This window comes from Rickettsia endosymbiont of Proechinophthirus fluctus (genome assembly GCF_001602635.1).
In the GTDB taxonomy this organism is placed as follows: Bacteria; Pseudomonadota; Alphaproteobacteria; order Rickettsiales; family Rickettsiaceae; genus Rickettsia; species Rickettsia rickettsii.
The window spans coordinates 242,976-255,866 of sequence record NZ_LECS01000004.1 but is presented as its reverse complement, the minus strand read 5'-3'; the positions used below and the strand labels follow the sequence as shown (position 1 = coordinate 255,866).

The window sequence follows — 12,891 nt, the reverse complement described above, 5'->3', positions numbered from 1 at the left end:
CTTTGGGGCGAAATGCCGATGGGAATTTTATTTGTTATTTTTTATTCTAAACTCTGTAATATTATGACAACAGAGCAAGTTTTTAGGATAATTACCGGTACTTTTTTATTTTTCTTCACAATTTTTGGTTTTATTTTATTTCCGTATAGAGAGTTTTTTCATCCCGATCCCACATTAATTAAGCACTATATCACTGTTTTTCCTCACTTAAAATGGTTTTTAATAATTTGGGGACAGTGGAGTTTGGTATTATTTTATATAATGGGAGAGTTATGGCCGGTTATAGTCTTTACGCTTTTATATTGGCAGCTTGCAAATAAAATTACCAAAGTCGAAGAAGCACCAAGATTTTACTCATTTTTTACTTTATTCGGACAAACTAATTTACTCATCTCAGGAACCGTAATTATTTATTTTGCTAAGAGTGAGCATTTCTTATTACCTTTATTTTCTCATCTAAACGATACAAATGAAATTCTTTTAAAATCATTTATTACGGTTATTTTAATATCCGGATTAATTTGTTTAGCTCTTCATAAGCTTATTGATAAATCAGTAGTAGAAGCTGACAAAAACATTAAATTTAAAAACCAAAGAACAGATATATTAAAATTAAGCTTGGTCGACAGTGCAAAAGTAATATTAACTTCTAGATATCTCGGTTTTATTTGTCTTCTTGTAATGTCTTATTCTATGAGTATTAGCCTAATAGAAGGATTATGGATGTCCAAAGTAAAGCAACTCTATCCCGCTACAAAGGATTTTATAGCCTATCACGGTAAAGTGTTTTTTTGGACGGGAATACTCACATTAGTTAGTGCATTTTTAGGCAGTAGTTTAATTAGAATATGCGGCTGGTTTTGGGGAGCTATTATAACACCGATTATGATGTTTGGAGCAGGTGTTATGTTTTTTTCATTCACGGTTTTTGAAAATCACCTAGGAAATATCGTAAGTACTCTCGGCTATAGTGCACCGCTTGTCGTTATAGTTTTTATCGGCGGACTTTGGCATGTACTTTCTAAATCCGTAAAATATTCACTTTTTGATGCTACCAAAGAAATGGTATATATTCCGCTCGATAGTGAAATGAAGACCAAAGGTAAAGCTGCAGTTGATGTTATGGGTGCTAAAATCGGTAAATCAATAGGTGCTATTATTCAATTCATATCCTTTAGTATTTTCCCGAACGCCATACATAACGACATAGCCGGTTTATTGATGTTTAGTTTTATTATCGTATGTCTATTATGGCTATATGGCGTGAAAGTTTTATCAAAATATTATCATAAGATGATACAACGTTGATAAGGATATCCATTCCTGCGAAGGCTTGCTTGCGTTGATACCTATAATCTTCATGAGCTACGTAGGCGTTGTTGCATAACTCAGAAAAGGCGTACGATGTCATTCGTAGCTCAATATTGTTGCGTAGACCAGTACAATCCCCTGTGTCATCCCGTGACTTGACCACGGGATCCATAAAAACAATAAAAAATACTAATAATTCTAGTATTTTTCACTGGATCCCGCGATCAAGTCGCGGGATGACATCGGGAAAATTGATCCACGCAACAAGGCCCGAAATCTGGGATCTAGCACAATAACTTCAAATATCGATATAGAAGTTATTTATTAAAAAAATAAACCTAAAAAACAAATTTTTATAGGTTTTACTAGATTTTCGCCTACACGGGAACGATATAAAACAATCCATGTATACAATGCTGAACAGAAATGACCAGTGCTTTTCAAAAATTGCTTGATGCTATGAATCAAACTACTGTATTTTGAACATCCTCTCCTATTAATCCTTGATCAAGCAAATCAAAAGCCTCATCCAAGCACTTATATACTACATTTTCTTGAGCTACTTCCAAATAATTTTCGATTAACCCTAGATTTTGATCATAATAACAAGTTGAGCTTTTAAACCATCACTCTATTGATTTTTAATATAATCTAATATTATCTTTAAAACAGCTTGGCTACTATCCTTTGCTTTTTCATATTTATTTTTTAAGCTCTGTAATCTGTCAACATATATTCTTAACGTCTCTACTTCTTTACTTTGATATATTAAGCTCTCTATTTTTTCAATTTGTTTTATTAACCGCTCTGCCTCTTCATACGGTTCTTTACATTATCTTACTAAATTTGCTTTTGTAAAATTAGATTAGCATTGTTATGCATTAATAGTGAAAGAATAATTTTGTTTTCTACTAAGCTACGACATATTCAAGTAACATTTTGGCTTTTTTAAAATTACCTGTAACCTCTAAAGCAGTATCACCATTCTCATATTGTATATTAAGATCAACACCTTTTTGCAGTCACTCTTTAAGGTCTGCTAAGTCAGTTACATAATGTAGGGTACTTTTGTTTTCTGGGCTATCTACCGTATCAAAACTAACATCTTTACTGTTTTACTATTAAGACTATTGTTAATACTAATACGTAAATCATGAAACATTTCTGGAGCGGTTTTACATTCTTTTGCATTACTCCCCTTTCCTATACAAGATTAAAAATATTTATTAACTTAGAAATTTTAGGCATAATTATTTTTTTTAGTTATTTTATTAAAATTCCAGGTTTCATGGTATTTTTGACTCGACATTACGTTATATTAATATATTTTAATAAAGTCAATGTGAATGGTTAATTTTTATGAATTAACCAATTAACAATATAATTTAAAAATTCTTTTTTCTTGAATCTATTTGTAATATAGTAATAGGCATATTTAATATTTGTAGAGGGAGTAATGAAACAAAATCCAAAAATCTCATTAATAGGTAGCGGTAACATAGGTGGTACACTTGCTCACTTAATTAGCCTTAGAGAACTCGGCGATATCGTGTTATTTGATGTGACTGAAGGAGTACCGCAAGGAAAAGCATTGGATCTCATGCAAGCCGGTACAATAGCCGGGTCTGATATCAAAATAAAAGGCACAAACGACTATAAAGATATTAAAGGATCTGATGCCATAATTATTACTGCCGGTTTACCAAGAAAACCAGGGATGAGTAGAGACGATTTAATTAGCATTAACACCGGTATTATGAAAACGGTTGCAGCAAATGTTAAAAAATATGCTCCTGATGCCTTTGTAATAGTAATTACCAATCCACTTGATGTTATGGTATATGTCATGCTTAAAGAAAGCGGATTGCCTCACAATAAAGTAATCGGTATGGCAGGAGTACTTGACTCATCAAGATTTAATCTTTTTCTTGCTGAAGAGTTTAAAGTATCGGTTAGCAATGTTAATAGCATGGTTCTCGGCGGTCACGGCAATGCTATGGTACCTCTTGCAAGATATTCTACAATATCAGGCGTGCCGATACCTGACTTGATAAAAATGGGCTTATCAAGTCATGAAAATATTGCAAAAATAATCGATCGTACTAGAAACGGCGGCGGTGAGATTGTTGCATTACTTAAAACAGGTTCTGCTTATTATGCTCCTGCAACCTCAGCAATAGAAATGCTTGAGTCATATTTAAAAGATAAACGTCAGATTCTAACTTGTGCCGCTCATTTACAAGGTGAGTACGGCGTACATGATTTATATGTCGGAGTGCCTATTATGATCGGTAAAGAAGGTGTTCTCAAAGTAATAGAACTGCAGTTAACCGCAGAGGAAAAAGCACTATTTGATAAATCAGTCGAGGGAGTGAAAAAACTCATTGAGACGATAAAATAAATGATAAAATTATATTATTGAAGCACAAATGCAACAAGATTTAAAATATTGAATTAATACTAATTATTAGTATTGTTAATTGAACATAAATGGTATTACATTTTGGTTTATTTTTATTAATAGAGGGAAATTATGAAACATAAGAATGAATTAGACCGGTTAATAAGAAATCTTTATGTAATAAAAAATACTAATTTAAATAATATTTTAGAAACAGATAAACTAGCTATAACACGTACAACTAATTTTATAGAAGCTCTAATAAACAAAATAGACCCTAGAACGCCGGGACCGTATGTTTCTCAACAACAAGCTCACTTCAAAGTAACAAATGATAAAAATATACAGGGTAGAAATTTATTTAAAAAATCTACCTATTAGTATTGGTAAAGTTGAAGGCTTTAAGGAAGACGGAAAAGGTAGAAAAACAAAGGCTCAACTTGATATCCTAATATCCCCTTCAGATTTTTCAGCATGATTAAGACTAAGTAATTCATTACCGATCACTAATGAGCAAGAACTAGAAATAAAGGGCAATATTAATTTATTGCAATTGATGGAAGAAGTTGTTCAGAAAGTAGGGGAAAAGAGCTTAAATATAAAGCAAGATAAAAAGTACTTACCTCACAAAAAACAAACAAGCTATAACACACGGTCAACAAAAAGTAGAACTTAGCCTTAAAGAAGAAATAATCAAGTTAAGGGAAGCATTTCAAGAAACAATCAAAAAGCCAACTAATAATGAAGAATTTAATAAGACATCAAAAGAAATTTTAGGTTTGATTAATAATATCAACGCTCATCAATCATCTAGATTACAGGCAGCTAGCAATAAAATCCTAAGTAGCGGAGAAAGCCCTAATACTAAAAATAGAGGGATTTTTTCTTGAACAACATGAATTGGATAAATTTCAAGAATTACAGAGAGAGATTACAAAAAATAAAAGAGCCTAGAGAAAAATTATATGAAATGAAAAATTTTTATGATGTGATTAATTCATTAGATAAAAATATCATTCTAGGAGTAATGCAAGAGAAACAAACAGTGCAAGAGATTATAAGAAGTAAATTTTTATACCTTGATAATGCCTGGGATTTTTCAGATGGTTTACAAAATTTATTTGAGAAGTTAAAAAATAAAGAAGCGACAGGGGAAAAAGAACTTATAGAAGCTTCTAAAAATATACTCAGCAAAAAGTATATCAGTAAATAAAAATTACTTCCGTAATACTAATAATTCAAGCGAATTAGATTTACAATATAAGATGTTGTTAAGATAATATCTCGCAAAATATAAAGGAGGCTCTAGTCTTATATGCCAGAAGTAATAACAATAACAAGATTGATATATTATCTAAAGAATTAGCAAATAAATTTATATCAAATTTAATCAAGCAAAATGCATCGTTACTACAAAAAGAAACAGGTAAATATTCTCCTTCTTTAGAAACTATACCTGAAGATTCTATACCTCAGTTATCACCGGCAATAGTACATTCCTCAACAGAACTTTTTGCAAAACTAGAAAATTCATTCAATAAACTAGCACAATTCACTGATAAAATATTAATAGATACCGGCAAATCTTATGTACAACAGGCAAATATTAATCCTCAATCTAATACCGTTTCTAGATCTTCTTCTATTGATTCAGGAATAGCCTCAAGTCAAGAAGAATTATCTACCACATTTGGAAAAAGCAGCGCTACTAATTTAATTGAAGCTCTTGATTTAGTACAAGCGAAAATTTTATCAAATTCAAATATAGCAAAAGATAAGTTAACTGTAACAAAAGAACTACAAAAATCTATCCAACAAAAAGAAGTAAGCAATGAAAGACTTACTCAAGAAGAAATAGATAATATTTATAAGACACTAGGTATATTTGAAGAAATTAAGGAATATGAAAAGAGCGACAATTCACGTGTTCCTCGTTTACTAAATAAAAATTACTATAAAGCTAACTGATCCTCGTGAGGAGCGTAGAAGCGATAATATCGCTTTAGAGCAGGATGATACTGGAATGCTAACTACTGATACTGATTGAGAGTGGGATGACACCGGAATACTGCCTCCTGCCCAAAATAGTACCGTTTCAGATAAATTCAAAGAAGCAGTAGATGATTATATATCTGAGCTACAAAATGAAAAGCTATCTAAAGATACATCCCCGAAACAAGTTGAGGCAATAACTCATCCAATGCAGGAAACAATACCGACTCCTCCTGCTCTTTCCTGGAATACTCATCCTATATTCGATGATACAATAAAGTTCTTAAAGAGGTTTAAAGAAGAGATCGATAAATTTCCACAAGATTATACTAAAGTCTCTACCATACCTCTATATTGAAATAATGTTAATAGAAATTTAGGAAGAAGTGAATTTTTAGCAAGTATGGTATCGACTTCTCAACAAGATGAGAGAATTAATGATATAGTAGATAAATTTCAAAAAATTTCTACTAATTGTAGTAAGATAAGTAATAATGATGATAAATTTAATAAAGAGATTAAAGCATCTTGTGTAGAAATTAATACCACATTAAAAAATATAATGGAATATAAAGGACCCGAAATAGAATATTTAAATTCCAATATAGAAAAAGTTTAAAAGAATTTATCTAATTTAGAATCTTTGACTTATGAATTATCTAACAATACATCTCCGGAACATATTAAGCAATCAACCCAAAATCAACCTAAAATATTTACAGGAGCAGTTACCGGTATAAAAGATAGAATAGCAAAATTTGAAGCAGACTCTGACAGCAAAATCAAAAAATACTGGATAGAAGAAAAGAAACAGACTGTAGAAAAACAACATGAAAATACTCAATCTGACTATATAACTCCTAAGAAAAATTTTGAGTTTGAAAATCGAGGTAAAGAAATTAAAGAGAATAGTACCAAAAATTTAATAAACAAATTTGAAAAAGGCATTGATAGTAAAACAACAAGATACTGGACATCACCGGCGGGATAGGATAAATGGGAGGGAAAAAAACAGAAAGGTATAGGAAAAGAGAATGAACTAATAAGACCTCGTACAACATTTGCAATAGAACATTCTAAACATACTCAATCTAAAGAGCCTATATATAATCCAACTCCTGAAAAATTGAATATTAACGAAATAACTCACGATTTAAAGCTAAAAGGCAATACAAAAACTTAAAAGACAAATTTGAAAACTTAGCAAAGAAGCGCAGCAAATTGGGACACAAGCACAGCAAAGCTCCAAATCTTCAAGTAGTCCTAGCATAAAACCTACAGGTTGCAGTAAAGACGGAAGAAATATATAAGGCAATTGATGTTATTCTTGTTTTTTAGTCTTGTTGCATGGCTCGTTTATGTCATTTCCGCGGAGGCGGGACTCCAGTAAAACACATAAAAAAACAAGTGTTTTATGTGTTTATTTTGTCAAATATATCAATATTGAAGTTATTTTGCTAGATCCCCGCTTTCGCGGGGATGACATTGAGTAGGTTTTTCAAGCCATGCAACAAGACTTTACTGTTGTGAGGATAACATCCTACGTAAAACCAACACTGTACTCATTAATATTATAAGCAAAAATATGAAAAAGCTTAAAGTGAGAGATAGTGACTTAACATTTTGCCATAACAACATACTAAAGAAAGGAGTAGTTGAGGATAGAATAATACCTCCAAAAGAATGTGATAGACTATAAAGCCTCATTTTAACATTAGTCTTAAATAAGGATTGAACAATAATTTGTAGTGGTACTGCATAAAATGCTGCAAGTCCTATTAATATAATGGGACAGAGAATATTAAATATTTGTTTGTATAACATTATTTGCATTCCTAAAGCAACAATAATGCTGACAAATAAAGCCCATGTAATCTGTCTTAAAGGGTTTATTTTATCGGCAAACAGCCCTGCAAAAACAGCTGATATTCCATAGGTAGTAGTAAGAGCTATATTCATAAATCTTATTTCAGGCTGATTTATAAGAGCTATTTTTGTTAAAAAAACTCCTAAGAAAATTACTAAAAAGTTATACACTCCTCCAATAGCACCGTTTATTAGTAATGCTATTATAACGGATAGTTTATTATTCCATATAATTTGTCGCAAGGTACTTTTTGATGATGTTCTTAAAAACTCGCTACTTTCTTTCAAAAAATTTCTCATCAAAATAGCAAATAAACCAAATATTGCACCAATAAAGAAATTAAAACGCCATAAATATTGGATATCGGAATTACTAGCGTAATAATAAGCTATAGCCGCAAGTAATGCACCTATTTGGCTACAGCATGAAACTATTCCTATATTTAAATTTTTCTGATTATCTCCTGTTTTTTCAGCTACATAAACCTTTATTCCGTCAACTTCTCCGGCAAGGCTTGCTAAAAAAACCATTCGACATAATGTTAGTATTACCGTAGCAAAAATACCTATTATCTCAAAGGAAGGAGTAATAGCAATTAATCCAGTAGCAATGCTACTCATACACATTGATATCTTGATAGATTTAGTACGCCCGTATTTATCTCCGATAAATCCAAAAATTAAGGACCCTAAAGGTCGTACTATAACGGCTGCACTAAGAATAGCAAAAAAAACAAGTAGTTGTTTATCCTGCTCTATATTAGGTAAGAAATTTTGTGCAAGAATACTAGCCGATAAACCGAATAGAGCATAATCATAATAACGGATAATCGTTGTAAAAAATGCAACTAAAAAAGCTGAATTAGACATATAATATTTTCTTTTTGTGGCAACAGCATATGATACCAACTATTTAGGCTGTGTGAAAGAAAATTAATTTAATCTATTTTTACTCTTTGTGTCTACACATTATAAGATTTTTTTGAAATAGGAACCACTACAGCATAATTTCAATATAGAAATCTTTTATATTTATTTTACTATTGTAGTTTTAATTATAATATTTTATATTTGGTATATATTCAATTTTTAACCGTTTTAAAAATATGCACTTAGAATATAAAGTTACTATATCTGAAAATGGCAGAATAAATATTCCTGCAAAAATTCGTAATCAATTACATCTTGCTTCAGGAGATCAGTTAATGCTAATACTTGATAAAGAATTAACATTGATTCCTCTAAAAAATAAAATTAAAGAATTTCAAGCATTAGTAAAATCTAGAAATAAAGATAACATATCATTAGTTGACTCTTTAATTGAATCAAGAAGAAAGGAATTTAATAATGAATAAATATATTATAGATTCATCTGCTTTACTTGCATTATTTAACTTAGAAACTGGTAGTGACAAGGTCGAAGAATTATTACCGTTATCTATTATGTCTACAGTAAATATAGCAGAAGTAGTAGCTGAACTAGATAAAAAATTGAACATATCTTTTCTTCAAAGTAAAGAAATGATCTCAGCTTCCATAAATAAAATTGTAGCCTTAGATTTTGATCAAGCTATAGAAATTGGACGCTTAAAGAAAGAAACAGAACAATTTGGCTTATCTCTTGGTGACAGAGCTTGCATTAGCCTAGGATTAATTACAGGCTATCCTATATATACTGCAGATAAAATTTGGGCTAAACTGCAATTAAATTGTAAAATCGTTCTAATTCGCTAGGCTCTATGAAGATTTCTAATTGATTTGCTATTTTGAGGTATTTTTTAGCGAAAATTAATTTGAAAAAAGAGCCATTATGATACTATAATAATTACCTTCCTCTTCCTGAGTTTTGCTTTTCTATTTTTGCTCTTCATGCTTTCATAGCCTTTGCTAGTTCTTCTTTATGCTGATCTCCTCCTTGAGGCATTTGTTTACCAACATCCTTTGCCTCTTTTTTTATAGTTTTTGGAATTGATATAGATGGTGGCGGAGACGATGGGGGAATATGAATACCGCTTCCAGGCATTAGAGGCGGCACCGGTATAGTACCGCTAGGCATAGTTGGAGTATTTTTTGCAGATTGATTAACAACTTCTGCTTGCTGCTGCTTTATCTTCTCTTCTTTCATACGTTTTATAGCTGCTAATGCTCCTTGTTGCTATAAACCTGCAGCTATCGGCTCTCTTTTTGTAGCAGTTAAGTGTTTATTTTTATTATCAAACTTTTGTTCTCTATCGGAAGCACTATTAATAGTATTATGTTCTTTTTCTATAGCCTTAAATTGATTATTAATAGTTTCTAATTCTGCAGCGATTTTCCATCTTTCTTCTCTAGTCATATTAGAATTAGCTTTTTTTTCTTCAAGCCCTTTTTCCTCTCTTCTAGTTCTTTCTGTTTTTGCTTTAATTCTTCTATATGTTTTGCATGATTATCTATTTTTTCTTCTGTACTCTTTGTTTGCGGCTCGAAAAAATCCTGTACTTGTCTGCTTTGAACTTTTTGCTTTAACTCTTCATCAAAGGAAAGCAGTTTATTTCGTACAGGCTGTCCTAAATCAGAATGTATTAGGTCGTCCAAATTTTCTCTAGAAGCTAACGGTTTTTACTGGTATCAGGTATTTGAGGATCATGTTTTCGTAAATCTTTTGTAATTTCTTGTATATTTTTATGAAGTTCTGTAATCAACGCTACTTTACCTCTCACAAGTTAATTGATTTTAAAGATATAGCAATTAAACCTCGTTTATAGCTTCAACGCAAGCAAAAGTTGCTATTTTTAGTATTTCATTAGCTGTTGCTGCAGCTTGAAGTATTTGAACGGGTTTTTCAAAACCGTTTGTTATAGGACCTATAAAGCTGTTTGACGAAAATTCTTGTAACAACTCAGTAGAAATAGCAGCTGAATTTAAACCAGGCATAATTAATACATTTGCAGATCCTGATAATCTACAAAATTTATATAATTTACGTAAATCACCATCTAAAGCCACTTTAACTGACATCTCTCCGTCATATTCAAAATCTACCTTCATGCCGCTCAGCTCTTCTTTATCCTTGCTAAAATTATCTAGTATATTTACTGCTTCACGAATACGAGCTGTTTTTGCCTTAGAAGAATTACCGAATGTTGAAAAAGAAAGAAGTGCAACACGAGGCGTGATTCCCATATTTTTAGCAATTTCTGCAGTTTGGGTTGCTATTTGTGCAAGTTCCCAACTGTTTGGATATTCTGTAATACAATTATCGGCAATAATAATATTATTATCTTTAGCAATCATAATTGAATAGCCAAGGATTCTACGATTAGTTTTTGGTGAAATGACTTTCATGATATCTTCTAAACTATCGATATAACTTTGCGTAACACCGGTTAGAAGAGCATCACCGTCACCGCATGCTAACATACAAGCAGCGAAAATATTCTTATCAGTTTTAACAAGCTTTGCACAATCACGGTATAAATAACCTTTTCTCTGAAGTTTTTTATATAAATAACCAGTATATTTCTCTAAACTATCGCTTAAGGCCGCATTCATTATTTGAATTCCGTCTAAGCTAATATCTTGACCTATCTTTTTTAACATAGCCTCAATTCGTTCAACACGACCAATTATAATCGGATGACCGTATTTCTTGTCTCGCATCATAAGAGCGGCAGAAATTACTTCTTCTTCTTCACCTTCAGCAAAAACAATCCGTTTAAGCGGTGCATTATGAATTTTTTCAGCTAAGAAATTCATATAGTTATCAGTAGGATTTAATCTGCTACCTAATTCTTTCTTATATTTACCTATACTAAAATCTTTAACCCTAGCAACGCCGCTTTCTATTGCAGCAACGGCAACCGCCACTGCTACGGTAATTAAACGAGGATCAAACGGTACAGGAATGATATATTCCTTACCAAAAACCATCTTACGCCCTGAATAAGCTTTATACACCTCTTCCGGTACAGGTCTACGGGCTAAATCTGCAATGGCTTTTGCTGCAGCTATTTTCATTTCCGTATTAATAGTCTTAGCTCTTATATCTAATGCTCCTCTAAAAATATAAGGAAATCCCATAACATTATTAATCTGATTATTATAATCAGATCGCCCTGTTGCTATAATCGCATCATCGCGTACAAGTTTTATATCTTCCGGAGTAATTTCCGGATCAGGGTTAGCCATAGCAAAAATAATCGGATTACTTGCCATTCTACTCACCATATCTTTAGTTACTGCCCCTTTTACCGATAACCCTATCAATACATCAGCGTTATTTAAGCTTTCCGCTAAAGTTCTAAACTTGGTATCACTTGCATATAGCTCTTTCCATTTATTCATACCTTCTAGGCGTCCTTTGTAAACAACGCCTTTAGTATCACATACAATAATCTTTGATTTATCAGCTCCAAGAGCAATTAATAAATCAATGCAAGCAATAGCTGCTGCACCTGCTCCGTTAACTACGATTTTTAAATCTTCAAGCTTGCGATTAGTAAGATACGCAGCATTTATTAGCCCTGCGGCGGTAATAATCGCTGTTCCATGCTGATCGTCATGAAAGACCGGTATATCCATTAAAGATTTTAATTTTTCTTCTATAATAAAACATTCCGGAGCTTTAATATCTTCAAGATTAATACCCCCAAAACTATAACTGAGATACTTCACGGCATTAATAAATTCTTCAGGATTTTCCGTATTCACTTCCAAGTCAATTGCATCAATATCAGCAAATTTTTTGAATAGTACCGCTTTACCTTCCATCACCGGTTTTGAAGCGGCAGCTCCTAAATTACCAAGCCCAAGTACGGCAGTACCGTTAGAGATTACGGCAACTAAATTACCGCGAGCAGTATATTTATATACATCCTCTAAATTTTTAGCAATTTCAAGGCAAGGAGCTGCAACCCCTGGGGAATAAGCAAGTGATAAATCTTGCTGAGTAACTAAAGACTTTGTTGCAGAAATAGCGATCTTACCAGGCTTATCTTTTTCATGATATTCAAGGGCCTCAGCATAATTTATTTTATTCATTTCATCCATTTTAGAAATTCCTGTTTTATTTGTTTGTTTTAGTTTTTCGTCATTGCGAGCAAACGCAATAGGCATCAACGAAGCAATCTCAGGCAACATTCCTGAGATTGCCACGCTCCTTTCAGTCGCTCGCAATGACGTGGTAAATTTACCCCATTATATACATAATAATTGATATAGTAACTACCGAGAAAAAAGTAGTAAATGTTATAATCAACGCCATAGAATCAGGATCACCGTCAAGTTGACGAGATAAAACATAAGCCGTACTTGCACATGGAAGGCAGCTATATAATATTCCT

At 32.1% G+C, this 12,891-nt stretch carries 14 protein-coding genes and 2 pseudogenes; 10 read left to right on the top strand and 6 right to left on the bottom strand.

Annotated features, from left to right (window positions below; all coding sequences use genetic code 11):
- The 8 genes and pseudogenes from tlc2 to BG75_RS07240 form a co-directional block, all read left to right on the top strand.
- A partial coding sequence (gene tlc2, locus BG75_RS03185) for a nucleotide exchange transporter Tlc2 (RefSeq protein WP_252903615.1) occupies positions 1-1,308 on the top strand: 1,308 nt, incomplete at its 5' end.
- A gap of 1,459 nt (positions 1,309-2,767) precedes the next feature.
- Positions 2,768-3,712, top strand: coding sequence for a malate dehydrogenase (gene mdh, locus BG75_RS03180; protein WP_062811418.1), 945 nt, complete (start codon positions 2,768-2,770; stop codon positions 3,710-3,712).
- Between the two features lie 132 nt (positions 3,713-3,844).
- Positions 3,845-4,093: a hypothetical protein gene (locus BG75_RS03175; RefSeq protein ID WP_252903614.1), complete on the top strand. Its 249-nt coding sequence runs from the start codon at positions 3,845-3,847 to the stop codon at positions 4,091-4,093.
- A gap of 514 nt (positions 4,094-4,607) precedes the next feature.
- Positions 4,608-4,925: a hypothetical protein gene (locus BG75_RS03165; protein ID WP_156468968.1), complete on the top strand. Its 318-nt coding sequence runs from the start codon at positions 4,608-4,610 to the stop codon at positions 4,923-4,925.
- Between the two features lie 987 nt (positions 4,926-5,912).
- The gene (locus BG75_RS08210; RefSeq protein ID WP_156468967.1) at positions 5,913-6,062 is read left to right on the top strand and encodes a hypothetical protein; all 150 of its coding nucleotides are present in this window, start codon (positions 5,913-5,915) and stop codon (positions 6,060-6,062) included.
- Positions 6,063-6,107: 45 nt separating this feature from the next.
- Positions 6,108-6,323, top strand: a complete 216-nt coding sequence (locus BG75_RS03155) for a hypothetical protein (RefSeq protein ID WP_062811417.1) — start codon at positions 6,108-6,110, stop codon at positions 6,321-6,323.
- Between the two features lie 24 nt (positions 6,324-6,347).
- Positions 6,348-6,695, top strand: a complete 348-nt coding sequence (locus BG75_RS03150; RefSeq protein ID WP_062811416.1) for a hypothetical protein — start codon at positions 6,348-6,350, stop codon at positions 6,693-6,695.
- A 135-nt stretch (positions 6,696-6,830) separates the two neighbouring features.
- A pseudogene (locus tag BG75_RS07240) lies at positions 6,831-7,014 on the top strand (hypothetical protein).
- A gap of 208 nt (positions 7,015-7,222) precedes the next feature.
- Here BG75_RS07240 and BG75_RS03145 read toward each other — a convergent pair.
- Positions 7,223-8,440 (bottom strand): MFS transporter, encoded by a 1,218-nt coding sequence (locus BG75_RS03145; protein WP_062811415.1) that lies wholly within the window; start codon positions 8,438-8,440, stop codon positions 7,223-7,225.
- A gap of 236 nt (positions 8,441-8,676) precedes the next feature.
- Here BG75_RS03145 and BG75_RS03140 point away from each other — a divergent pair, with 236 nt between their 5' ends.
- Together BG75_RS03140 and BG75_RS03135 are read left to right on the top strand one after the other, a co-directional pair.
- Positions 8,677-8,925 carry an AbrB/MazE/SpoVT family DNA-binding domain-containing protein gene (locus BG75_RS03140; protein ID WP_017443105.1) on the top strand — a complete coding sequence of 83 codons (249 nt, stop codon included), beginning with the start codon at positions 8,677-8,679 and terminating at the stop codon, positions 8,923-8,925.
- Positions 8,918-9,304 carry a type II toxin-antitoxin system VapC family toxin gene (locus BG75_RS03135; RefSeq protein WP_062811414.1) on the top strand — a complete coding sequence of 129 codons (387 nt, stop codon included), beginning with the start codon at positions 8,918-8,920 and terminating at the stop codon, positions 9,302-9,304. Before BG75_RS03140 ends, BG75_RS03135 begins: the two co-directional genes overlap by 8 nt.
- A gap of 133 nt (positions 9,305-9,437) precedes the next feature.
- On the opposite strand, the gene BG75_RS03130 is transcribed toward BG75_RS03135, so the two are convergent.
- The 5 genes and pseudogenes from BG75_RS03130 to BG75_RS09690 all read right to left on the bottom strand — a co-directional run.
- Positions 9,438-9,695: a hypothetical protein gene (locus tag BG75_RS03130; RefSeq protein WP_062811413.1), complete on the bottom strand. Its 258-nt coding sequence runs from the start codon at positions 9,693-9,695 to the stop codon at positions 9,438-9,440.
- A 30-nt stretch (positions 9,696-9,725) separates the two neighbouring features.
- Positions 9,726-9,905, bottom strand: a complete 180-nt coding sequence (locus BG75_RS09700; RefSeq protein ID WP_062811412.1) for a hypothetical protein — start codon at positions 9,903-9,905, stop codon at positions 9,726-9,728.
- Positions 9,902-10,144 carry a hypothetical protein gene (locus tag BG75_RS09695; protein ID WP_252903613.1) on the bottom strand — a complete coding sequence of 81 codons (243 nt, stop codon included), beginning with the start codon at positions 10,142-10,144 and terminating at the stop codon, positions 9,902-9,904. Before BG75_RS09695 ends, BG75_RS09700 begins: the two co-directional genes overlap by 4 nt.
- A gap of 153 nt (positions 10,145-10,297) precedes the next feature.
- Positions 10,298-12,598 (bottom strand): NADP-dependent malic enzyme, encoded by a 2,301-nt coding sequence (locus BG75_RS03115; RefSeq protein WP_062811871.1) that lies wholly within the window; start codon positions 12,596-12,598, stop codon positions 10,298-10,300.
- 139 nt (positions 12,599-12,737) lie between these two features.
- Positions 12,738-12,891 (bottom strand): annotated as a pseudogene (locus tag BG75_RS09690) (AEC family transporter); the annotation flags it as partial.

Coding starts and splice junctions, on each gene's coding strand:
- BG75_RS08210 (WP_156468967.1), top strand. CDS start 5,913: ATGCAGGAAACAATACCGACTCCTCCTGCTCTTTCCTGGAATACTCAT.
- mdh (WP_062811418.1), top strand. CDS start 2,768: ATGAAACAAAATCCAAAAATCTCATTAATAGGTAGCGGTAACATAGGT.
- BG75_RS03140 (WP_017443105.1), top strand. CDS start 8,677: ATGCACTTAGAATATAAAGTTACTATATCTGAAAATGGCAGAATAAAT.
- BG75_RS03145 (WP_062811415.1), bottom strand. CDS start 8,440: ATGTCTAATTCAGCTTTTTTAGTTGCATTTTTTACAACGATTATCCGT.
- BG75_RS03165 (WP_156468968.1), top strand. CDS start 4,608: ATGAATTGGATAAATTTCAAGAATTACAGAGAGAGATTACAAAAAATA.
- BG75_RS03155 (WP_062811417.1), top strand. CDS start 6,108: ATGGTATCGACTTCTCAACAAGATGAGAGAATTAATGATATAGTAGAT.
- BG75_RS03175 (WP_252903614.1), top strand. CDS start 3,845: ATGAAACATAAGAATGAATTAGACCGGTTAATAAGAAATCTTTATGTA.
- BG75_RS03115 (WP_062811871.1), bottom strand. CDS start 12,598: ATGGATGAAATGAATAAAATAAATTATGCTGAGGCCCTTGAATATCAT.
- BG75_RS09700 (WP_062811412.1), bottom strand. CDS start 9,905: ATGACTAGAGAAGAAAGATGGAAAATCGCTGCAGAATTAGAAACTATT.
- BG75_RS03130 (WP_062811413.1), bottom strand. CDS start 9,695: ATGAAAGAAGAGAAGATAAAGCAGCAGCAAGCAGAAGTTGTTAATCAA.
- BG75_RS03135 (WP_062811414.1), top strand. CDS start 8,918: ATGAATAAATATATTATAGATTCATCTGCTTTACTTGCATTATTTAAC.